19 protein-coding genes and 2 pseudogenes are annotated in these 20950 nt (G+C 60.5%); 12 read left to right on the top strand and 9 right to left on the bottom strand.

Annotated elements, in window-relative coordinates; translation table 11 throughout:
- Nucleotides 1-4 precede the first annotated feature (4 nt).
- Nucleotides 5-787, top strand: a complete 783-nt coding sequence (locus E3T43_RS08630) for a hypothetical protein (RefSeq protein WP_134472116.1) — start codon at nt 5-7, stop codon at nt 785-787.
- An 864-nt stretch (nt 788-1651) separates the two neighbouring features.
- Here the strand turns inward: E3T43_RS08630 and E3T43_RS08625 are convergent.
- Nucleotides 1652-3829 carry a hypothetical protein gene (locus E3T43_RS08625; protein WP_134472114.1) on the bottom strand — a complete coding sequence of 726 codons (2178 nt, stop codon included), beginning with the start codon at nt 3827-3829 and terminating at the stop codon, nt 1652-1654.
- Nucleotides 3830-4454: 625 nt separating this feature from the next.
- On the opposite strand from E3T43_RS08625, the gene E3T43_RS08620 reads away from it, so the two are divergent.
- The gene (locus E3T43_RS08620; protein ID WP_134472112.1) at nt 4455-5066 is read left to right on the top strand and encodes a hypothetical protein; all 612 of its coding nucleotides are present in this window, start codon (nt 4455-4457) and stop codon (nt 5064-5066) included.
- A gap of 254 nt (nt 5067-5320) precedes the next feature.
- A complete protein-coding gene (locus tag E3T43_RS18735) occupies nt 5321-5479 on the top strand; it encodes a hypothetical protein (protein ID WP_166791278.1) in 159 nt (52 codons plus the stop codon).
- Between the two features lie 119 nt (nt 5480-5598).
- Here the strand turns inward: E3T43_RS18735 and E3T43_RS08615 are convergent, their stop codons facing one another.
- From E3T43_RS08615 to E3T43_RS08600, 4 genes are all read right to left on the bottom strand, one after another.
- Entirely contained in the window at nt 5599-6753 is a 1155-nt protein-coding gene (locus E3T43_RS08615) for a Fic family protein (protein ID WP_241978883.1), read from the bottom strand.
- Nucleotides 6754-7030: 277 nt separating this feature from the next.
- Complete coding sequence (locus E3T43_RS08610; RefSeq protein WP_370449915.1) at nt 7031-7513, bottom strand: hypothetical protein; 483 nt, start codon at nt 7511-7513, stop codon at nt 7031-7033.
- A 165-nt stretch (nt 7514-7678) separates the two neighbouring features.
- A complete protein-coding gene (locus E3T43_RS08605) occupies nt 7679-8512 on the bottom strand; it encodes an HAD domain-containing protein (RefSeq protein WP_134472109.1) in 834 nt (277 codons plus the stop codon).
- Nucleotides 8513-8798: 286 nt separating this feature from the next.
- Nucleotides 8799-9230 carry a hypothetical protein gene (locus tag E3T43_RS08600; protein WP_134472107.1) on the bottom strand — a complete coding sequence of 144 codons (432 nt, stop codon included), beginning with the start codon at nt 9228-9230 and terminating at the stop codon, nt 8799-8801.
- 547 nt (nt 9231-9777) lie between these two features.
- On the opposite strand from E3T43_RS08600, the gene E3T43_RS08595 reads away from it, so the two are divergent.
- The 5 genes from E3T43_RS08595 to E3T43_RS08575 all read left to right on the top strand — a co-directional run bounded on the left by E3T43_RS08595 (nt 9778) and on the right by E3T43_RS08575 (nt 14068).
- On the top strand, nt 9778-11112 hold the full coding sequence (locus E3T43_RS08595) for an MFS transporter (RefSeq protein ID WP_198414339.1): 1335 nt from the start codon (nt 9778-9780) through the stop codon (nt 11110-11112).
- 80 nt (nt 11113-11192) lie between these two features.
- The gene (locus tag E3T43_RS08590) at nt 11193-11993 is read left to right on the top strand and encodes an alpha/beta fold hydrolase (RefSeq protein ID WP_134472106.1); all 801 of its coding nucleotides are present in this window, start codon (nt 11193-11195) and stop codon (nt 11991-11993) included.
- Nucleotides 11994-12020: 27 nt separating this feature from the next.
- Nucleotides 12021-13232, top strand: coding sequence for an LLM class flavin-dependent oxidoreductase (locus tag E3T43_RS08585; RefSeq protein WP_134472104.1), 1212 nt, complete (start codon nt 12021-12023; stop codon nt 13230-13232).
- 63 nt (nt 13233-13295) lie between these two features.
- Complete coding sequence (locus E3T43_RS08580) at nt 13296-13529, top strand: hypothetical protein (protein WP_134472102.1); 234 nt, start codon at nt 13296-13298, stop codon at nt 13527-13529.
- A gap of 47 nt (nt 13530-13576) precedes the next feature.
- The gene (locus E3T43_RS08575; RefSeq protein WP_304999000.1) at nt 13577-14068 is read left to right on the top strand and encodes an ATP-binding protein; all 492 of its coding nucleotides are present in this window, start codon (nt 13577-13579) and stop codon (nt 14066-14068) included.
- 117 nt (nt 14069-14185) lie between these two features.
- Here E3T43_RS08575 and E3T43_RS08570 read toward each other — a convergent pair.
- A pseudogene (locus E3T43_RS08570) lies at nt 14186-14527 on the bottom strand (IS21 family transposase); the annotation flags it as partial.
- 532 nt (nt 14528-15059) lie between these two features.
- On the opposite strand from E3T43_RS08570, the gene E3T43_RS08560 reads away from it, so the two are divergent.
- The 4 genes and pseudogenes from E3T43_RS08560 to E3T43_RS08550 all read left to right on the top strand — a co-directional run bounded on the left by E3T43_RS08560 (nt 15060) and on the right by E3T43_RS08550 (nt 18431).
- Nucleotides 15060-16139 carry an IS110 family transposase gene (locus E3T43_RS08560; protein ID WP_134472099.1) on the top strand — a complete coding sequence of 360 codons (1080 nt, stop codon included), beginning with the start codon at nt 15060-15062 and terminating at the stop codon, nt 16137-16139.
- 20 nt (nt 16140-16159) lie between these two features.
- Nucleotides 16160-16636, top strand: a complete 477-nt coding sequence (locus E3T43_RS19715; protein WP_198414338.1) for a hypothetical protein — start codon at nt 16160-16162, stop codon at nt 16634-16636.
- Between the two features lie 21 nt (nt 16637-16657).
- A pseudogene (locus tag E3T43_RS08555) lies at nt 16658-17170 on the top strand (amidohydrolase family protein); the annotation flags it as partial.
- Nucleotides 17171-17270: 100 nt separating this feature from the next.
- Nucleotides 17271-18431, top strand: a complete 1161-nt coding sequence (locus tag E3T43_RS08550; RefSeq protein WP_134472098.1) for an XdhC/CoxI family protein — start codon at nt 17271-17273, stop codon at nt 18429-18431.
- A gap of 90 nt (nt 18432-18521) precedes the next feature.
- Here E3T43_RS08550 and E3T43_RS08545 read toward each other — a convergent pair whose 3' ends face one another.
- Genes E3T43_RS08545 through E3T43_RS08535 form a run of 3 tightly spaced genes read right to left on the bottom strand, consistent with a single transcriptional unit; the run spans nt 18522 to nt 20933 of the window.
- Nucleotides 18522-19340, bottom strand: coding sequence for an ABC transporter permease (locus E3T43_RS08545; protein WP_134472097.1), 819 nt, complete (start codon nt 19338-19340; stop codon nt 18522-18524).
- Nucleotides 19337-20119, bottom strand: coding sequence for an ABC transporter permease (locus E3T43_RS08540; RefSeq protein WP_166791277.1), 783 nt, complete (start codon nt 20117-20119; stop codon nt 19337-19339). The genes E3T43_RS08545 and E3T43_RS08540 overlap by 4 nt, the downstream gene beginning before the upstream one ends.
- Nucleotides 20112-20933, bottom strand: a complete 822-nt coding sequence (locus tag E3T43_RS08535) for an ABC transporter ATP-binding protein (protein ID WP_198414336.1) — start codon at nt 20931-20933, stop codon at nt 20112-20114. Before E3T43_RS08535 ends, E3T43_RS08540 begins: the two co-directional genes overlap by 8 nt.
- Nucleotides 20934-20950 lie beyond the last annotated feature (17 nt).

The following is a 20950-nucleotide window of genomic DNA, read 5'->3' as shown; positions in this document are numbered from 1 at the left end:
TCCTGTGCCGACTGCTCAGGAGCTCGCCGATGCTCGGGCCGTCGTCGAGCGGCTCGCCCGCGCGGAGCGCGCAGCGCAGGCCGAGGACCAGGCGGCGGCCGACTTCTTCCCCGCGATATTCGAAGACTTCGACGCGGCGACCGAGGCCGATCGCCTTGGTGACTTCACCGAGCTGGCGCGCCTGGCGAATGCGACCCGCGAGAAAGAGGCGATACGGAAGGCGCAGCAGGCACAGAACACAGCGACCTCCTCTCCCGACGCCAAGGCGCAGGCTCAGCCAGTGGTTGCCTCTGAGTCGCAGCAGCCATCTCCTGCGGTGAAGCGGACGTCGAGGGATCGGATAGGGGCAGCGCCGGAAGAGGCCATCGCGCCGGCTAAGGCCGGGAGCGACAAGAGAATCACTGAGCATCTCCGGAACAAAGAGGCGCCAAAGCCTGTCGATCGCGAACAGCAGGCGCGCCAGGTAGAAGCAGCTCTCCAAACACCGCCCGAGCGCCGGCCGCAGGGGAAGCCACTGTTTGGGGTTTCGCTCGCCGAGCTCCGGAAGCGCGCCCAGGAGACCCGGGAAGCCGCCATGAACACCCACGAGCCCGAGGAGGTTTCCGAGGACAGACCGGAGTCAGAGACACTCGGCGAGGCCATTACCGGCGTAGAGGCGCCTCCCGCAGCGTCCCCGATACTGAGCCCGCACAACGCTGCAGAGCGGAAGAGGTTGCAGCGCCTCCGCTCGGAGCTCGTCGAGGTCGAGGACGAGCAGAGCGCTGCGGGGTCGGCTCTGGGCAGCTGACATCCACGAACTGGAACGGAAGTGCTGGCGTTGCGCTCAAGAGAAGCGAAATTTGACTTATTTCCCGAGCAATTTCATTCGTTGCACGCCGGCCAAATGAAGACGTGGCCCGTCCTCAGTTCCGCTCGTAGACGAGATTCACTCGAATTGCGGCCGATTGATGTCCTTAGCGATCAGCGACACGAGGTAGTCGCTCATAGTCATGCCAAGTTCATCTGCTCGGTTACGTGCTGCGTCCGCGAGCGGAGTCAGAGCGCGCGTGCCGAGTAGCACGCGCTGGCCTTTTGACGGACGCCCACCTCGTGAAGTACCAACTCGTGAAGTTCGCATGGGCATAGTCAAGCATTATTCGGGTGACTGTTCTCGGCATGGGGGCGCGTCTCCCGAGCATGACCAGCTTCACCTCAGCTCGATTGTGCTCAGATATGAGTGGACTACTAATCGAATGCCTCGCTGAATAAAATTGGACATCGCGGAGTTCCTGCCTGTGAACGGTCACGCAGCTTATCCGGGGAAAGAGGACGTTAATGAGTTCAGCAAACTGGCGCGACGAGTGGCCCGCGATTCGAGTGAATCTCGTCGACGAGACAGCTCGGTGCCTGGCAGATCAGCAGTCGGCTGCGACTCGTGGGCAGCGGCCATGTTGGGACAAGCTCACCAGCGTGCAACAAGACAATCTGGCGGAGAACATCGCTCGTATTGTCCTCGCTCAAGATCAGGCGACCATCAACCTGATTGAACGGGGTCTGCTACCTGGAATCGTGAGGAGTTGTTGAAGGTCCACTAAATGGCCACACCTACTTCGAGTGCCCAGACGAGTCTTAAAGCAGAAAGAAGACCTCCGCGCCCATCGTCCCGGTTCCGCTATGAGGGCTGAAGCGAGTCAGCGATCTCGGCCTCTAGCACAGAGGCATAATCACTCTCCTTGCCCAATGGTGTTCGGCTCCGATTTAGGGCGTCACGGACCTCGCGCTGGATACGAAGTTCATCAAAGCCTAGGAACTTCTCTCGGGTCGCCTTTGCGATTCCAATCAGTTCCGGCGGCACGTCTTCGAACATTCGGATGCTCATCGTCAGTGGCATCGTCGTGATGTCACGTACGCCCAATTCTCGCCGCAGTGGCCCAAGACGCAGGATCTGCGCAAGATAGTCGGGGCTCATGACGGGGCTGGCCGGAGCGTTCTTACCCAATTGATCCAAGAGCCATTCCTTCAGCTTGAAGGCTCTGCCGTCAAGTGTGAGCCACCAGGCACTGTATCCAAGCGGCGAAGCGGGTGAACCCTTTCGATGTTCTATCACCCCAACCACGTTCTCGACGTCGTGACTGATCAAGCGATGCGTCGAAGAGTCCGATGCCCCTCTCCTATTGCGTCGCGCTGATTGACGCCAAAGTTCTTGGACGGCGCCGCGGAGTTCCGTGTCGGCTGCGTCTGCGAGATATGACAAGTTTCGCTTTTCAATCCCGAAGTGATGCCCAAGAAACAGCTCAACGTCCAGCATCGGCTCGTCGGTCCCTTTGATATCGGAAACCCAGGCGGGAAAGCTTCCCTCTGCTCTGCCTGACAGCATGTAGGCGCTGTATACGAAAGGAATGCGAGTGCGCCATTCGCCGGCCATGCGGATGTACAGTAACGAGTTCTCAAGGTGCGCCTCGATCTCCTCAATCACTCCATCGGTGACCGCCAACGAAATTCCAGACTCCCGCGCAGCCCCAAGAAGATTGGTGAAGTTTCGTTTCGAGGGCTCCTCGATCAGCATCTCTCCGAGGAGGGGAAGAATTGCCGTTGTATCGAGCCATATCTCGCCTCCGCTAAAGACTCGAGAAAGCGTCTTTTGAACGTCTGGGGTTTGCTGAAGAAAAGCGAAGAGGGTGTAGGCATCCAGAACCCGGGTGAGGTGATTCTTGGTCCGGTCTGAGGGGCCAGCCAACACGTTGCCAATAGCCTGTGCGGCCGAATCGCTGGAAAGCCGCAAAGGCAAGTCGAGCGCTGCTACCAGCTCAGAAAGCTCAGAAAGGCTGGTCGTCGGCTCGCTATTGCCGTGGACGGCGTCCACAAAGGCTTCGCCACGCTGCAATAAGAGGCTCTCCAGAGCCTGTCGAAGGAGCACTGCCTCTGCTCGTAACAGCTCATAGTTCTGATCCAAAACCGTGTCGAGACCGTAAGCTCCGGCAGCAAGATCAGCCTCAACTTCGCATTGATCCAATAGGTACGCCGCTGCGCTCTCCTTCCACTGCTGTGCCTCCTCGAAACTCAGGTGGTAGGACTTCGTATCCGTCCTTTGCTTGACTGGCCCACGCTTTACCACCATTCGATTCAGGGCGCTGAGAGTGAGCGCGTCGACCTGCGCCGCATTTGCGCCCGGAAGGTACGAACAAACTACAGACTGAACTTCCCCTAAAGTGCGCATGTCCTCAGCGGACGTACCGACAAGGGCCGCCTTCACCAGCGACTCAAACGAGGTCTTGGTTATTCCACGGTCTGTTTCGCGGTCCCGCGCATTGAGCGCCAACTGCAGAAGAGCGACTCGGCTTTCCTCATTCGAGAGAGGCGTGGCGATGACCTTAACGAGCTTTCGCTCCTGCAGGAGCGGGTCCGCTATGGCAACAGCGAGTTCTTCGCTTGCAGTGGCACGCTGAACACTCGTTGCCGCGCGTTCGATAAACCAATTCCGATCTCGGACATCGAGTTGAACTCCAAAGTCATTCCAAGCTTCCGTTCGAAGGTCGTCTGCTTGTGCGCCAATTTCTTGACTCGTGCAGTAGATCAACCGGCGCAACTTAGGGAACGTGACCTGGAGCGTCCGAATTGTCGCCCTTATTTTGGGTCGCCAATCGACCGTGACCGAATACTGAAATCCGGTTCTCGGATCTTCATCTACTTGAAACACCTCGCCGTCGCGTCCACCATCGCCACTCGGACTAGCCGTCGTCCTCAATGATGGGAACTCGTCAACGAGGAATTCCGACGCGAGCCTCTCAAATAGACGCCAATGCTCGGCCCTGAGCTGCCCTAGGGCGAATTCGAATCGAGGATGTGACATAGCCGAATCGTAACAACCTACGCAGTCCTTGGATTCAAGGTCGTACAGCTGAGTCCTCATTCACGATTTGGCTCAGCCCAGTCCCTTCTCGTGGCCGACGCACACACACTTCCGCCCGCTCGCCGTTGATCGGTGATGCAGTCCCCTGCGAGAGGTGACTCCTGAACCCCCGATGCCGCCCGTCAACGGAACCTGGAGCGTGGGAGGAAGCTGGCGTCGCAACGCGCCTCCTCGAGCCGCGACCAAAAGCAAATCGAACGAGCCGGCAGGAACGAGCCTCAGCAGCACGCACCAGAAACTTAGTGCCGATAGTCCGCATAAGTGCGATTATCGGGGGTAAAAAACCAGACCCTTGAAGTGAGATGGAGCTGCGCAGAAAACGGGGTAGCCACGCGTGGAATTGCTGTACTGACCCGATGGAGCAGGCGCTGTCAGGTCGACGTCACCGTTTTGCCACCGCTCTACATCTGGCGGTGGAAGTCCAGAGCGAAACGCGAACTGTAAGCTGGCGTCAGACTTGGGGAGTCGCCATAGATTACGGGCACTCGGGGCGGTGTCCGGTACGCGATTGGATTCAATCTCGAGCCGAGGTTCGCGACCCTCGTCCCGATCGAAAGGAATCCCCGTGCGCACTCCCGCGTCCGCTCTGTTCACTGCTGCCATTTGCTCTGCGCTTCTTCTGAGCGGTTGCGCCGGCCCCGTCGAAGGCAAGATTGAGCCTAAAGTCAGCGCTGAGCCGTCCGCCGCGGCCACCGAGGAAGCGACCGCGGCCAAGCTCGGCACCCGCACCAACCCGTTCCCGACGGGCACCGCGGGGAAGCACTCCTCCGACTCGGTATGGACGTTTAGCGTCGGCGAGACGGACATCGACGCTTGGCCTGAGATCTTGGCCTTCAATGAGTACAACGAGGCTCCGGCGGAGGGAAACGGCTACATCACCGTCCCTGTGACGGTGCAGGTCGATGACGTCGCAGCCGTAGTAGATGGCGCTGACCCGGCAGCCTCCTTCGACATCTCGTACGTCACCACGTCAGGTAACACGTATGACAGCTTCACTTGCTCGGCGGTGCTGCCCGATCCCGGTGAGTTGTACAACGTCGGCGTGATGTACGGCGGGGCTCAGGCTGGATTTATTGGTTGTGCCCAGGTACCCACTGCCGACATTCCCGGCGGAGCCTGGGTCGTCGCCTCGAGCATCGCTCAGACCAGCGCGTTCTTCGCGGGGCCCGCTTCCTGAGTTGAACGCAACGCTCGTGTCGCGCTTGGTTTAGGACGTTCGCGCCCTCGGAACGTTGCGTGGGACGCGTGTTGGGGTGACACGCATCAGGTCTGTGGCGCTGACATCCGGGGTCCCCAGCCGCACGTGCCTTGAAGTGAGGTGAGGCTGAGCTGAAAATAAGGGGTCAGAGAGCGTTAGTGGGAATTTACGTCCGGTCCCCCTTATTTTCAGGCTCTCGCGCGCATAATAAGTACAGGAACAGGAGGCACACCATGACGATCAACGAGATTCAGCAACGTCAGAGCGACAGCCGACCTAGCCCGAAAGCTCAGGCCGTAGCCGCGCGTGTTCGAGTGAACGCAGACCGCCGCGGCGGCGTGGCGACGCCAAAGTGGATCGTCAAGCTTTCTCAGACACCTGCCGCGAAGTAGTTTCTCTTCTCGCCAAGACAGCGAGCTCGTAACCGGCTAGATGTCTTCCTCGCGTGCAAGCCGGAGATCGAAATCGTTAGTCAAAACCTCGGTGCGCGCTACGTTCTCGAAGCTCGATCTCAAGCCATCGCAGCCTGGATGCGCCGATCAAGATCATCTAGCTCGGCCAGCGCCTCTGACGCGGCCCACACACGGTTCTTTTTGCGGCCGGTGATTTCCTGGATGTACCCAGCTCGGGTGAGCTGGTCGATGGCCCGGTAGGCCTGGGAAGCCACGGACCCGGACCGTGTCTCGATCTCGGCTGCACTCATCACCGGGTGGTCATAGAACGCCTGAATCAGTGCGGCGGCCGCGGATCCGGCGCGAGGGCGCAGCTCTGCTGCCCACAGATCGGGCATGGCCTTCAGGCGAGCGATGGTGCCGCGCGAGCACTCGGCGGCAGCACGGGCTGAGTGCGCGAACAAGCTAATTAGCGGCCCGGGATCGCCGCGGCGGTAGGCGCCGAGCGATGCAAAATAGTCGTCGCGGCGGGCGAGGAGACCACTGGCCAGAGGCACAACGGCGTTACGGGTGACACCACGGCGACGCAGCACAGCGGATACCAGCGCACGTCCGATGCGACCGTTGCCGTCGGTGAAGGCGTGGATCGACTCAAACTGGGCGTGGCCGATCGCGGCCTGCACCATCACTGGGACGTCGTCGCGGTTGAGGTACGCCACCAGGTCCGTCATCAGCTCAGCTACTCGCGCAGGCGCCGGCGGCACGTGAAGAGCACCTCGGGGTGAGTAGTCGCTTCCGCCGATCCAGTTCTGCATGTCCCGCAGACGTCCTGCGTAGCTCGCTTCATCGGGGTCATCAAGCATCAGCGCGCGGTGCGCGCTCGTGATGTGCTCCAGCTCAAAACGGCCGTGCTGCTCGACGGTGGTGATGAGTTCGTGCAACGCAGCCGAGGCGGCGACCATGCTCATCGCAGAGGCATTGCCTCGGTTGCCCGCAACCGCTTGGGCGTAGTCCAGCGCCGAGGCAGAGATGTGCTCGATCTTCGAGGAAGCCACAGATTCCGAACGCACCATGAAACGGCTCAGCGCCGCGGAATGGCCTTCCGCGTCAGTATCAGCCTGCGCGACGGCGAGAAGGGCTTTCTCTGTTTCCAGTAACACTGCCAGGGGCGGCATGTAGTCGAGCGTCTGGATCAGTGGCGGAATTGTCGCGTCGACCGAACTCAGTACCCGGTCTTCACGCGTGCCGGCGCGTACCTGCTGACGCCAGGGCAAAGTCTCAACGTCGTGTGGAGGCCAGGCTGTGTTGGTGATTTCAGCGCTCATAACCACAATTTTACAGCACCTAGATGGTGCTTGTCATTACTAAACACCAATTAAAGCGAGAATAGTGGTGATTAGCTCCCTCAGCGATGCCAGCCGGCATCGGAGATCTTTCGACTTTTCGATGAATTCTTCGAGCGACATGCGCCCGTGCGTCTGCGAGCCGAGCTTCGATCGCGGGCCGTTCGATGTTCTGGCGCGAACCCGGTCTTCGCGCAGATTCGCTCCGTCACCCGCTGAACGCATCGTCGATCAGTGCCTGGGCGGCTCGGCTGACCTCTTTGAGGCGGTCTTCCCTGATCGCATTCGCCGGAGTGTCATAGTCAAGCCACGGGTTGGCGCCGATGAACCACACGCGTGCGACGTGCTCGCCCTCAGCCTCGGCGACCTTCTGCCACTGCTCGTAGGCAAAAGCGAGTCGCTTTATTGCCTCTGGTCGCGGCTGAGGTCCGCCCTCTTTGGCCCATTTGTGCGAGGCCTTGGTATCCTTCGAGCCAGCGAGCACAGCGACGAGCGTCCCACCCAGGGCAGCGTTCAGTCGCCTAGTGATCTCTCGGATGTCGAGCCGAATCGTTCGCTGGTAGGCGGCGTTCCGCGCACCGTTGGGTGCACCGTTCACGGCGACGTTCACTGCGGCGTCGCGGGTTGCATATCGGCTGGTATTCCGAGCGGGGGCACTGACAACTGTCTTGTTTGGCGTCTTGTTGGTCATTGCGAGCCTCATCTCCGTCTGGCGTCTAGATCAAGATTACGCGTGCACATACGCAATGTCCACTAACTTTCTACGGAAAAGCCACCATAAAGACACCTGCGAACACGCTTCAGTTCCGCGGATGATTGGCGACCACTGGTGTCGGCGCGCAGCCGGGTCTCTGTATCAGTCGAGTACTGGGCGTCCGGCGAGGAACCGCTCCAGGTCGGACCGGTAGACCACTGGGCCGTGCTCCGGACACACGCCCATGGTTAGCTCCCTCCTCCAGACGTGGAACGCGGGCAGACGCTCGCCGAGGAGGGCCTGGATCTCGGTCGACGTTGCGCCGAATCTGCACACTTCGCCGTTGCCTAATCCGGGCTTGCCCACATTGACGCACAGCGAAGCAGCGAACCGCTCCATCGCCGCGACGTCGTCCACAGTGAGCCCGACCGTGGGTGCCGGCTCGAACATCAAGTGCGGCACAGCGAAGATCGGGTCGTCGCTGAAGTTCAACGAAGTGCGACCAATCGCAATCTCCTCGTCGTCAACCCAGATCCATGGCTGCCCGGTGCTCTCGAGCCGCGCACGGAGCGCTGCACGTTTCCACTCGGCCGGTACAGCACCGCGGGATCGCGAGGGCTTCTTGGTCAGCACGAATCCGCCGGATAGCATTCCGTTGAGGGCCTGCTCAATGAAGGCACGCACGTTCGGACCCCAGGTGGTGAGCCAACCGAGCTCGATGTTGTTGGAGGTGATAAACGCGTCCAGGGCGTCGATGACTTTCGGGTCGATGTCGACCCAGTACTTGTCACCGTGAGCAGTACGTACGTGACGACGCGTGAATCCGTCAGCCACGGGCGGCATCGCCTTCTGGAGCGTTTGCCCGCTCCTGCGATTACGCTCCCATTGGTCGATGTCGATGGTGTTAAGTACGCCATCTACGTCCAGGGCAAGCAAAATTCCCGTGCCCGGAAACACACCAGCGGGGCGCAGGGTCTCTTTGCGTGTGCTGTTCATGACGGTCACCGTGTCACTTTTAGGATCGGGGCACGAGTGTGGCGTGCTCATGGGCGCACTCTATCCTTGGCTTTGCGAGACGGCCTGTTCTCATCAGTCAAACAATAATGGACCGATGCTCACCTTCAGCCGAGTGCACTGTCTACGCAGACTTACGAGCCATGCCTGCGGCCGGTTGATAAAGTTATCAACGACCGCGGTGGCTAATAACTTCATCAACCGCTCCTATGAATCTTCATTAATTTGTATTAATGCTATTAACACCCAGATCCATCATGACCTCCGTTTAGCGCCTGAACGCGGAGGTCATGTGCTTGATCTCAGCGGTACCGATTTTGTGCTTTTGCGCTGTTTCGCGCCATGTTCCGACGGCGCTGGTCACGCGGGAGAGCCCTTCCGCGGCGGCGTGCTTCGTGAGGCGGTAAGTATCTCGGTCCTCAATTAGCAGACATACGTCGCGGTTGGACGCATCATCCCGGTCGTTGATCCGGCGTGAGCGGACTCGGCTTCCGGCACGGGTCGGGTTCACGTCGAAGTTCGGGCTCAGTCGCCAGACGCCGTCGATGCGCAGAAAGCCGTGGTTAAAAACCCGAATTTCGGAAACATCGCGCGGATCGTAATTCCGCGCGATGCCCAACCGCTTAGCGATCTCGCGCTGCGACATACCCTCATTCACATGAAGGCGACGAACCAAAGCCCACTCTTCCACCGTAATCACCCATCAATCGTGCTCGGGTGGCTCAGTTTTCACCGTCGATTCTGGCTTAGTTTTCAACCGTCGCTGACAAAGGTGCCCATCTCAGGACCCCCCCTATTTGACGTTCTCGAGTCGACCACCATCGACCAAGTTGGCGTCGGCTGCGATCGATGTCGTCGGCGCAATTTAGTTCACAGAAGGAGTCATGGAACGGATTGACGCGTCTCCGACAGTGAGACGATGCAGTAGTGGAGTACGGGGGCTGAACTTATGGCGTCTCCGGCCGATGCCCGCAGAAGACGAGAGGGAGCTGACCGAAGGCCTGAGCGGTCAGTAGGCGGGGCCTTCCGCGCAGATGCCGCGTCGTCATCTGCGGCTCCAGTGGCAGCGGCCCGACAGGTGGATTGACGCTTAGAAAGCCCGCTTCAACAATTCTTACCACCGCGAGTGACTCTAATCACAGGCAACGTCCCTCCGTATCCATAACGTAGAGGGCGGCGCAGCCTTTCCGCGCGATGCCCCCTCAAATCAGTCCCCCGTACGTTTTCAATGAAGAAAAGGTGACTTTATGAACATGGAAACCCTTGTGGGTGTGATCCCGCCCCCCTCCCGCCCAGCCAGCAGTTCCAAGCGCGCCATTCTCGCGGCCACCCTAGGCAATACTCTCGAATGGTATGACTTCGCTGTCTATGCCTATTTAACGCCGGTTATTTCGCAGTTGTTCTTTCCCAGCAGGGACCCACTCACGTCCATACTCTCAACGTTTGCTGTGCTCGCGGTTGGGTTTATCATGCGTCCCGTTGGAGCCGTCTTCTTCGGATGGCTAGCAGACAGGACCGGCCGCAAGAAAGCGCTCATCGTGTCTGTGACGGTGATGGGCGTTGCTACCATCGCGCTGGGGCTCATTCCAACGCATGCCCAGGTGGGGACGCTCGCCGCAGTGTTGTTGACTGTGGCCAGGCTCTTCCAAGGATTTTCCGTCGGGGGCGAATACGGGACTTCGACCTCTTTCCTGGTGGAGTACGCACCGACTGGTCGACGCGGACTTTTCGGTTCCCTAGCATACTTCTCCTCCATCTTAGGGATGGCGATTGGGGGCAGCATTGTGCTGGTCTTCAGCGTCATTCTGTCCTCGGCCGACATGGCTGCATGGGGTTGGAGGATCCCGTTCCTGCTTAGCTTCCCGCTCCTTCTCCTTGGCACGTACATGCGTCTGAAGATCAACGAGACGCCGGAATTCAACGCCCTCCAAGAAAAAGATGCAGTAGAAAAGTTCCCTCTCAAGACGATTGTGCGATCCCACGGAAAGAACATGCTGATCGTCATGGGCATCGTCATAGCTTTTGCCATCAGTACCTACACGGTTGTGTCGTTCATGCTGTCGTACCTACGGACGGTGATTCACATCGAGACGGTGCCAGCCACTCTGTCGGTGGTGGTGGTGACAGTTTTTGGCGCCCTGCTCATCCCTGTTTTCGGATGGCTTTCGGACCGCGTCGGGCGCAAACCTCTGCTCATTCTTGCTTGTGTGTCCTCCATCGTTCTCCCGCTGGCTGGTTTGATGATCGTCCTGACCGGTTCCATGCTGGCGGTGTACGTGGGCCAGATGGTGATGTGGGTTCCGGTAGCGATTTTCTGCGGTGTGACCCCCGCGGCATTTGCCGAACTGTTCCCAACGGAGGTCCGCGTGTCCGGGTTTGGTATTGCATATGCAGTGAGTACAGCGCTCTTCAGCGGCACTGCCCCGTTCATTGCCACCCTGCTCGTTGAACGCACGGGCAACAATCTGGCGCCTGGCTGGTATATAGCCGCTGCGGGCGCAATCAGTCTCCTGTTTGTGTTGCGCCTCCGCGAAACAAACCGGGAAGAACTTTCGGCCAATGTGAAGACGCACGTCGCCTAAACGATCCGGACGTGAGGTGCCCCATCGGAGCACCTGGCCCGCCATATCAGCATCAATCTTAAGCCTGCAAAGGAAAATCTATGTCTAGCGCACTCACGACACTCACACTGGTCGACCATCACACCGGCACGGTCGTCTCTCCTGGCATCGTCCTAGATCTAAAGGTGTTTGGGTCTGGTCCGGCGATCCTACTGCTTCATGGGGCGGAAGGATCAGAGGGAAATAAGGAGCTGATACAGGCTCTGGCCCTCGACCACACCGTGTACGTCCCAACGCACCCCGGCTTCGGCCTGTCTCCTATGCCCACGTGGTTCCGGGGCGTGGACGACATCGCATACACCTACCTCAATCTGCTTGATCAATTGAACCTGAGGAATGTCCACCTTGTGGGCCTGCAGTTCGGGGCATGGGTCGCCGCTGAACTGGCAATCAGGGACTGTTCACGCCTTGGGCAGCTGACTCTGGTCAACCCCATTGGGATCAAGGTCGGGGCTCCAACCGAAAGGGAAATCCTGGATGTCTTTGCCACCGCTCGCGAGCTGGTAGATGCCGCCCGATTCGCTGCTCCAGATAAGAATCCGCTTAGAGATTTGAAATCTGCCGATCTAAGCGATGTGCTCCTTCTCTCACGGAACGAGGAAGCGCTGGCCACCTATGCGTGGGAGCCCTATATGCACAATCCTCGCCTTAAGTATTGGCTCAGCCGGATCTCGATTCCCTGCATCGTTGTCCGGGGTGAGCAGGACGGCATCGTCGGGCCGGACTATGCCCAAGCCTTCGTGGACTACATTCCCAAATCCTCCCTCGTGCTGGTTCCCGACGCCGGCCACTGCGCCCAGATCGACCGACCCACGGACATCGCCGAACTCGTCCGCGGCTAAGACGAGTCCAAACAAAGGATAGAAAACATGGAATATTGGCACTTCAGCGAGACGCCTTACCCTAATCTTCCCCCGGAAGGATCCTACGATTCAGTCCGGGTCACCATGCCAAACTCGGTCATGGACCCGGAGAAAGCGGCCGACCTCTGGGAGCGTTACATAGAAGACTGGAAGGTCGCGGACGAAGCCGGCATCAACATCATGGTGAACGAGCACCATGGGACGGCAACCTGCATGGATGCCGCCGCCCCCGTCGTAGCGGCGGCGATTTCTCAGGTCACTAAGAATGCAAAAATTCTGATTCTTGGAAATCCGGTGTCCAACAGGAAGGATCCGGTTCGCGTCGCAGAGGAAATGGCACTGGTCGATCTGCTGAGCCGGGGACGCCTCGAAGTAGGCTTTGTCCGCGGAGTTCCCTACGAGTTGTCAGCCACCAACGCTTCCCCCGTGCGCATGAATGAGCGTATGTGGGAAGCGATAGATCTGATCAAAGCCTCGTGGGAAAACCACGACGGGCCGTTCAATTGGGAGGGCGAGCACTTCCATCACCGGCAGGTAAATATCTGGCCGCGACCCTACACGCAGCCACACCCTCCCATCTGGGTCACAGGCATGTCGCCCACTTCCGTTCCCCAGATCGCGGACAACGATTATGTATTGGCAACCTTCCTAACCGGGTACGAAGGTACCAAAAAGGTGTTTGATGCCTACCGCACACGGTGGGCGGAAACCGGGAAAGGGGAGGTCCCAACGGACCGACTCGCTTATTGCGCTATGACCTATGTTGGGCGTACGGACGACGAAGGGATGGAGGGTGCGGAACAGCTGATGTGGTATCTGCGGTCCAACAAAGTCCCGCCGCAGTTCATTCTCCCGCCGGGCTACACGCCATATTTTGTCCGTGCGGCAACACTGCAAGGCGGAAAATCAGCATTTGATCTGGCTAGCATGACCATGGACCAGCTATTGGAGTCCGGAATCATGTTTGCAGGAAGCCCGAGCACAGTCACGGCACAGATCGAGCAATTTTATGGCCGAGTCGGAGGTTTCGGTCATCTGATCCTTCACGGGCAAGCGGGCTTCATGGACCATGACATGACGTCACGCGGCATCCGTAACTTTGTGGAGCACGTGAAGCCACAGCTCGATTTTCTTTTTCCCTCTTCGAACCCAATCATCGGGGCAACTGCCGCGGAAGATGTCAACCTGTACGAGTCAGTTTCTTTAGGGGGCCATTGACTTCGTTCCTTCTTTTTCGGGTTCGTTGATCCAGGACGTCGTGGGGAACGTGGATGGCTGCGGGTGCTGCCGTACGAAGCGTGCGGGGTGCGCGGCATACGCGGTCGTGAGAACGCGGGCACGGGCGTGCTGATGGCGGGCCGGTACTTCAAAGTCTTAAAATGCGACTCGCGGTTATCCCGAATTTGGGATAACCGCGACAAGACGGCTGTCGAACCGGCGGGGAACACGATCAACAAACGCGTGATCGGCTACCTGGCCGATCCGCCGGGCGAACCTGCGCTATCCAAACGCTGACCTGCGCCGCCTCGACCTTGTCGAGGCGGCGCGGCCTTGACCGGTCGATGCTCGCGGGGCTAGGCACCTGCTCGTTCATCGACCGGCAACAGAACGTTGTGTTCCAAGGATTCACCGGGTCGGGGAAGTCGTATCTGGGCTGCGCGCTGGCGAAGGCGGCGTGCCTGCACCGGGTGCGGGCGCACTATATTCGTATGCCGGAGCTTGAAGAGGCCTGGCAGCTAGCCCGCGACAAACCCGCTGGGACGACGAAGTTTCTGAACAAGTATGCCGCGTTCTCGCTCCTAGTCATCGATGAATGGCTCCTCGATGAACCAGACGAGAGCACCAGGAGCATGCTCCTGGTGCTCCTCGAGCGGCGCTACGACCAGGCATCAACGGTGTTCTGCACCCAGTACGCCCAGAAAGATTGGCATCAGCGCCTCGGTTCCGGAGTTCACGCGGACGCGATCATGGACCGCATCGTGCACAACGCCATCTGGGTCGAGACCGGCGGCCACAACATGCGAGAACACACCGCCGGCCAGGTCAAGGTATAAAGGCTCGCGCGGTCGGGTGCCGCTGGCCCCTGACCGCGCGGCAGCCCGGCACCGAAAGGCAATACCGGCGGCCCCCGAAGGCAATATTCAACGGCCCCCGAACTCGCAAATACTCACTCATGCGCACTCCTCCTGCTCGTCCGCAGCCGGACCGTCATCAACAGCCGCGGCGGGTGGCTGGCCGATCGCCGCCCACCCACTGGTGCCCTGCGTCAGAGACCGGGTCTCACTGGCGGTGTGGGTGCTGGTGCGTAGGCCGGTGGCGTTGAGGATAGAGGCGAGGTCCTTGTGCGCGAAGCGGCCGTGGATGGCCGCCGTGCCCAGCGCTTGGTCGACGTCGGCCTGCCCGGAGATCTTGGCCAACGCGACCGCTTCAGCCATCTTCTGCTTCATCCGCATCGTGCCGACTGCGGCCGCTTCGAGCAGCCCGGTGCGCGCTCCCGCCCCGATGCGGATGAAACGCTACGCCAGCCATGAGTGGAGAGCAGACCCGACGAACCTGCTCATCATCTCCCCAACCGGAGGCGGCAAACCTATCTGACCTGCGCGATCGGCATCGCCGCCTGCCACACCGAATGCGGCATCAAGTCTCGGCATCCACGTTACGTTCGACCAAGAAAGTTTGTTCCCGTCGAGCCCCTATTAGCGATCACCCTCTACGAAACTGAACACCAACTCGCCGCTTGACAAAGACTGTGAGTCTTGGGGTGGCTGGTCCGGGACTGGCTGGCAGAGTTGGTGTTGGTCGCTCCGCCGTGGTCGTGACTCATGACAAAACTGGCCCCTCGCGGGTGCCTTACCTATGAACTGTCCGGCCGTGGTGGGTGACCGACGCCGGCCCGGCCCACCTCAGTGGCTTAATAAGAAGCATGCCCGATCCGTGCGGATCGTGGCTCATCACAGGTATGCCCCGAAGTGATTCCTCTCCGGATCGGCGCCGGTCGTCAGCGACTGGATCATCGCCCATCTCCAAGAAAGGAACCCGGACACTATGGACACCATAGTTGCGCACACCCATCCGTTCGTTATCGGTGTGGACACGCACGCCAGAACCCACACCTACGCTGTCCTCACGGCGGCAGGTCAGCACCTCGGAACCGAAACGTTCCCCAATACCGCCGCTGGTCGATCCCGCGCAATCAACTGGGCCGGGCGTCGCTCTGGCGGCGTCACCGATGCGCTCTGGGTGATCGAGGGAGCCGGGAGCTACGGCGCCCAGCTGGCCCGCAACGTAGCGGACACCGGCTACCGTGTTGTTGAGGCCGCACGCATGGGCCGGACGGGCCGGCGCGGCATTGGGAAGTCCGACCCCCTCGACGCACGTCGGATCGCCGCCGCTGTGCTGTCCTTACCGGTCAATCAACTCCGCACCCCGCGGCAGGATGAGGGCGTGCGGGCAGCAGCGCAAATCCTCCTGACTGCCCGCGATGGACTCGCCGCTGAGCGCACCCGCGCGGTGAACGCACTCACCGCATTACTTCGGATTATCGACCTCGGCATCGACGCCCGACGTCCCCTCGGAGCACGCAAGATCGCCGAGGTCGCGCGCTGGCGCACACGAGAAGAAGCCCTCGCCGCGACCACCGCGCGCACAGAAGCAATACGTCTAGCCAAACGCATCCTCGAGTTAGACACCGAGCTCGGCCAAAACATGACGCGTATTAGTGACCTCGTCGCAGCGAGCCCTGCAGCCGAGCTGCTGGAAAAAACCGGTATCGGTCCCGTCACCGCAGCCAGAACACTCGTCGCGTGGTCCCACCCGGGCCGGGTCAAGAGCGAAGCCGCTTTCGCCGCGATCGCCGGCGTGAATCCAATTCCCGCATCATCAGGCAACACCACACGGCATCGACTAAACCGTGGCGGAGACCGCCAACTCAACCGTGCCTTGAACATCATCGCGATGGTCCGAATGGTCCACGACCCGGGAACACACGACTACGTCGAACGCCGACGCGCTGAGGGAAAGACCGACCGAGAGATCCGCCGCATCCTCAAACGCTACCTGGCCAGAAGCATCTACCGGCACCTCAACACCGCGTCAGCCACAAAATTGGGGGTTGACGAGATATAGAAGCTTCTGTGAGATTCCCAATGCCCGGGAATGACGCGGTCATCGACCTCGGCGGGCCGTTCGTCGAGGAGCGGGCCGGAGAATCTCGAGCGCCTCGCGGTGCTGCTGCGCCGCGGCAGTCGTCCGCGCCGGCCCGTGCGCAGGTGACGGGTCATGACCCGGGTCAGGCCGTGGTTCTGCGGCGAATACAGTGCTTGGTAGTTGCTCTCGTGAACGACGTTCATCGCGGGCTGGCCGGGGTAGTCGATGCTCAGCTGGTAGCTGATCTGGCGTGGGCTCCACTGCTCTTTCAGCAGCTTCTGGACCGCATCGCGCAAGGCAGTGCTCGCAGCGATCTTGCTCTGGGCATGCGGCGCTTCACCGCGCTGTCCTACGCGCATCGCCCGGGAGGGGCGGCTTCCCTGACCGCTTTCTCCCTCGATCTGGCCGCTGAACACGCCGATTGCGTGCCGAGCGCCACGTTCTATCCGGAGGAGGGCGTGCTCGAGCAGGTGTAATGCGCCCTCGATCGGGGCGCTCGGGTGTTCAAGATTCACGCGCAGGTCGGAGCATTCGACCTGCGGGAACCAGTGCACGACCCAGTCTGGGGACTGCTCGCCGACGCCGTGATTCCGGTCGTGATCCACGTCGGCGGCGGGCCGGTGTCCCGGCCGGGGATCACCGGGCCGGACAAGCTTGCGGGAGTTTTGGCGCGGCATCCGCTATTGACAGCCGCCGTCGCCCATCTCGGCGCCCCGGAACACGGTGAGTTTCTCGATCTCGCCGAACGCTACCCCTGGGTGCACCTGGACACCACCATGGTGTTCACCGGCTTCTTCGAGCAGTTCGCACCGTTCGACCCCGCCCTGCTGCCACGGCTGGCCGACCTGCCCTGGCGAGTAGCGCTCGGCAGCGACTTTCCCAACATTCCGTACCCATATGCACACCAGCTCGAGTCGCTCGAGCGCCTGCGCGACCGGGAGCCCAGGCTCGACGACGACTGGCTGCGCGCCGTCTGCTGGTACAACGGTCTGCGGTTGATCGGCGAATAGCGGCCGAGTTCGGGACTTGACGCCAAACTCGCGCCAACCTAAACTCTCCGTTAGAGGACACTGTGTACAGCATGCAGGTCAATGCGGAGGTTGGTCAACAATGAGAGACATTGTGGGCCAATTGCAGGCCTGGTACAACGAGGACACTCCATTCGCGCTGGTCACCGTCATCCACACCTGGGCATCGTCACCCAAGGCGCCCGGCGCCGCCATGGCCGTTTCGTCGACGGGCGAAGTGATCGGAAGCATCTCCGGCGGATGCGTGGAGGGTGCGGCCTACGAGCTGGCCCAGGACGTTCTCCAGTCGGGCGTTCCCACCTCACACGTCTATGGCATTGCCGACGGCGATGCATTCGCGGTCGGACTGACCTGTGGCGGGAAGATCGAAATCTTTGTCGAGCTGGTCAACGCTCATACCTATCCTGAATTTCCGCTGCTCGCCGACGCGATTGCAGAGCGGCGCGCCGTGAGCGTTGCCACGGTCGTTGACGCAGTCGCCGGCATCGGTCGCCATCTCGTCGTTCTCGCCAATTCTTCGGTCGGGTCACTCGGGTCGGCCGGTCTGGACCAGAGAACCGGCGTGCAGGCTCGTGGCCTGTTAGAAGCCGGTCGCACCCGCTCGGTGCACGTCGGACGCAACGGGGAACAGCGAATGGATCAGGTGACGGTCTTCATCGCTTCTTTTGCTCCTCCGCCCCAGATGTACGTCTTCGGAGCCATCGATTTCGCCGGCGCTGTCGTACGCATGGGTAAGTTTCTCGGTTACCGAGTGACGCTCTGTGATGCACGTGCCGTCTTCGCGACCAAACGCCGCTTTCCGGATGCCGATGATGTTGTTGTGCAATGGCCGCACCAGTTTCTCGCCGGGGCCGTCATTGACGAACGAACGGTCATCTGTGTATTGACTCATGACCCGAAATTTGACCTGCCACTACTCACCGCAGCACTGAAAACGTCCGCTGCTTACGTCGGCGCCATGGGCAGCCGACGTACGCACGATGATCGCCTGGCGCAACTGCGTGACGCCGGCCTGAGCCCGAGCGACCTGCAGCGGCTCTCCTCGCCGATTGGGCTGGATCTGGGCGCTCGCACCCCGGAAGAAACCGCCGTCTCAATTGCTGCTGAGATCATCGCGACCCAGTGCGGCGGGAGCGGCCAGCGACTGCGGTCGCTCTCTGCGTCAATTCACCACGCGCCCATTCACCATGACGCTGCGTCGATGGACGCCTCCCCGCGGGAATACGACCTCAGCCAGTCCTAGAGCAACATCTCTGAACACTCGCACCAACGATGCCCTTCCGCGCCCGCACGAGCAGGCGAGGAAGGGCCTCGTTGTGCCGAGGGAGTCAAGCTAATTCGCTTTGCCGCCAAGACGGGCGGCCACAACGGCCTCCAGCTTGGTGACGAGCCAATTGGTGGCGAACCCGAGCGCGCCGGCGATCATGAGCAGGCCATAGACCTGGGCGGAGAAGTAGTTGGACTGCGCTGACCCCATCAGACCGCCGAGCCCGTTTACCCGAGTCACGATCTCGACGAGCAGGGTAATGATGAGCGCCAGCGGTGCCGATACCCGCACACCGAGCAATACTGGGCGAACCAGCGATGGAATCGTCACTTTTCGAAGCCCCTCCCACCGGCTGAGTCCCAGGGTGCGGGGTACGTCTAACCGCACCGGGCTCATCGACCGCCGAGCGGTTCGGCAGGTCAACAAGATGGGCCAGATCGCCGGCAACACGACCACGGCGAGCTTCATTTCCATGGTGTAGCCCAGGATGAGGGCAGCGAGCGGAACAAGGGACGCGGCTGGAAGGATCCGAAGAAATTCCAAGGTCGGGCCGAGTGCACGATCCGCGAAGCGGTTCGATCCGACCAGTGTGCCGACAATCGCACCGACCACCGTGGCAATGAGCAAACCCAAGACGAAGGTCAGCGTGGTCCAGCCCAGGGCGGGCAAGAGCAAATTGCCCTTGACGAGCGGGACGATGGCGGCGACCCATTCGCTCGGCGGCGGAAAGTAGGGCGATTCCTTATCGCCAAAAATTTGCCAGGCACCGAGCGCCACGACCAGTGGCAGAAAGCCTCTTAGTGGCGTGCCAGACCAGTCGGCGCGAACCGATGGCCCCGTTACTTTCGCGGGTACTCGAATCGCCATATTTTTTACAGTGCTCATGCCGTTTCACCTGCCGCAATCATTTGTCCACGAAATGCCACTCGTGCAAAGAGAACCAACGCAGCGTTCAGCACGATTCCTGCCATACCGATCACGAAGACGTAGGCAAACATTTCATCTGGTCGCAACGACTGGCCTTTCTGAATCAAGGCGAAGCCCAGGCCTGCGGGATTCCCCACCATCTCGGCGACCAGGGTCAGCACCAGGGAAACGGACATGGCCAATCGCAGACCGACCATGATGTACGGCGTGCTCGCAGGCAGCACGAGCTTCCACAGTCGCTCTCGGGCGTTCAGCCCGAGAACATGCCCAACTGCTGAGAGCTGCTGGTCCAAACTACGTACGCCCGCTTGCGTGCTGAGCAGAATCGGCCAAATTGCCGCATAGAACGCGACTGTTATCTCCATCTGCATCGTGAACCCGAGGAGCAGTACCGCCACCGGAACAAAGGCGACAATCGGAAGAGCACGGAGCGCCTCGAAGCTCGCCATGGAATACCGCCAAATTGGCTGTACCAGACCAAGCACCACGCCAAAGAGAGTGCCGACGACTGCCGCGAAGCCCCAGCCGGTCAGAGATGCAGTCAGTGTGTGCAGCAAGTTGCCTTGCAACTCACCCGTGATCGTTATTTCCCGCAGCCCGACAGCAATCTCGGTGGGTCCGGGTAGATATTCAAAATCCAGGATGCCCGTGCGAACGGCGAGCTCCCACAACACCAGAAGCAGTACGCCCGTTGCGGCACCCAGAAAATTGATCCGGAGGCGTAACAGTTTACGCATTGCTGACTCCGTGCCCCAAAGCCTCGTACGTGCGGTGACGGGCCTTGAGGTAGTCCGCATGCTCCTTGGTGGTGATTTGGTGGCGGGGACGCTCAAGCTCGATGGCGAGTTCAAAACCGACCTGGGCGGGGCGGCCTTGCAGAACGATGACGCGGTCGCTCAGGTAGACCGCTTCCTCGACGTCGTGCGTAACGAAAACGATGGTTGTCTTCGTCACAGCCTGAACCTGCTGCAGCTGATCCTGCAGACTCGCTTTAGTCATCGCATCCAGCGCCCCAAACGGCTCATCCATCAGCAGAACGGAGGGCCGCATGGCCAACGCCCTGGCAATCTGTACGCGCTGCTGCATACCGCCAGAGAGCCGAGACGGATACTCATCGGCATAGGCCTCGAGTCCGACGATGGCCAGGGTCTCCTCCACCCGAGTCGCGCACTCCGCTTTGGAGAGGTCCCGTTCGATCCCCAACCCGACATTCCTCCGCACGGTACGCCAGGGCAGGAGCGACTCCGTATAGTTTTGGAAAACGGTCACGACCCCCTTGGGAGGACCGGTCACCGGGGCGCCTCCGCACAGCACGGTGCCTCCGGACGCCTGCTGCAGACCACCGATAACTCGGAGGAGGGTGGTCTTGCCGGAACCGGACGTGCCGAGAATGGACACGAACTCACCGCGCTCGACGCGCAGGTTGACATGCTGCAGGATCACAGCACCTCCCGTTGCACCCATCAGGGTGACCTCGAGATCCTGACAATCAAAACTGGCAGCGCTGGGGTTCGCGGGCAGCGCCGTCTCCGTCGTTGCGGTTGTACTCACGTCATTATGCATTGCCT

It is taken from the genome of Cryobacterium sp. Hh7 (assembly GCF_004403155.1).
Taxonomy (GTDB): Bacteria; Actinomycetota; Actinomycetes; order Actinomycetales; family Microbacteriaceae; genus Cryobacterium; species Cryobacterium levicorallinum.
This window is presented reverse-complemented; position numbering and strand designations above follow the sequence as displayed.

Coding starts and splice junctions, on each gene's coding strand:
- E3T43_RS08625 (WP_134472114.1), bottom strand. CDS start 3,829: ATGTCACATCCTCGATTCGAATTCGCCCTAGGGCAGCTCAGGGCCGAG.
- E3T43_RS18735 (WP_166791278.1), top strand. CDS start 5,321: ATGACGATCAACGAGATTCAGCAACGTCAGAGCGACAGCCGACCTAGC.
- E3T43_RS08610 (WP_370449915.1), bottom strand. CDS start 7,513: ATGACCAACAAGACGCCAAACAAGACAGTTGTCAGTGCCCCCGCTCGG.
- E3T43_RS08605 (WP_134472109.1), bottom strand. CDS start 8,512: ATGAACAGCACACGCAAAGAGACCCTGCGCCCCGCTGGTGTGTTTCCG.
- E3T43_RS08595 (WP_198414339.1), top strand. CDS start 9,778: ATGAACATGGAAACCCTTGTGGGTGTGATCCCGCCCCCCTCCCGCCCA.
- E3T43_RS08590 (WP_134472106.1), top strand. CDS start 11,193: ATGTCTAGCGCACTCACGACACTCACACTGGTCGACCATCACACCGGC.
- E3T43_RS08585 (WP_134472104.1), top strand. CDS start 12,021: ATGGAATATTGGCACTTCAGCGAGACGCCTTACCCTAATCTTCCCCCG.
- E3T43_RS08575 (WP_304999000.1), top strand. CDS start 13,577: ATGCTCGCGGGGCTAGGCACCTGCTCGTTCATCGACCGGCAACAGAAC.
- E3T43_RS08560 (WP_134472099.1), top strand. CDS start 15,060: ATGGACACCATAGTTGCGCACACCCATCCGTTCGTTATCGGTGTGGAC.
- E3T43_RS19715 (WP_198414338.1), top strand. CDS start 16,160: ATGCCCGGGAATGACGCGGTCATCGACCTCGGCGGGCCGTTCGTCGAG.
- E3T43_RS08550 (WP_134472098.1), top strand. CDS start 17,271: ATGAGAGACATTGTGGGCCAATTGCAGGCCTGGTACAACGAGGACACT.
- E3T43_RS08545 (WP_134472097.1), bottom strand. CDS start 19,340: ATGAGCACTGTAAAAAATATGGCGATTCGAGTACCCGCGAAAGTAACG.
- E3T43_RS08540 (WP_166791277.1), bottom strand. CDS start 20,119: ATGCGTAAACTGTTACGCCTCCGGATCAATTTTCTGGGTGCCGCAACG.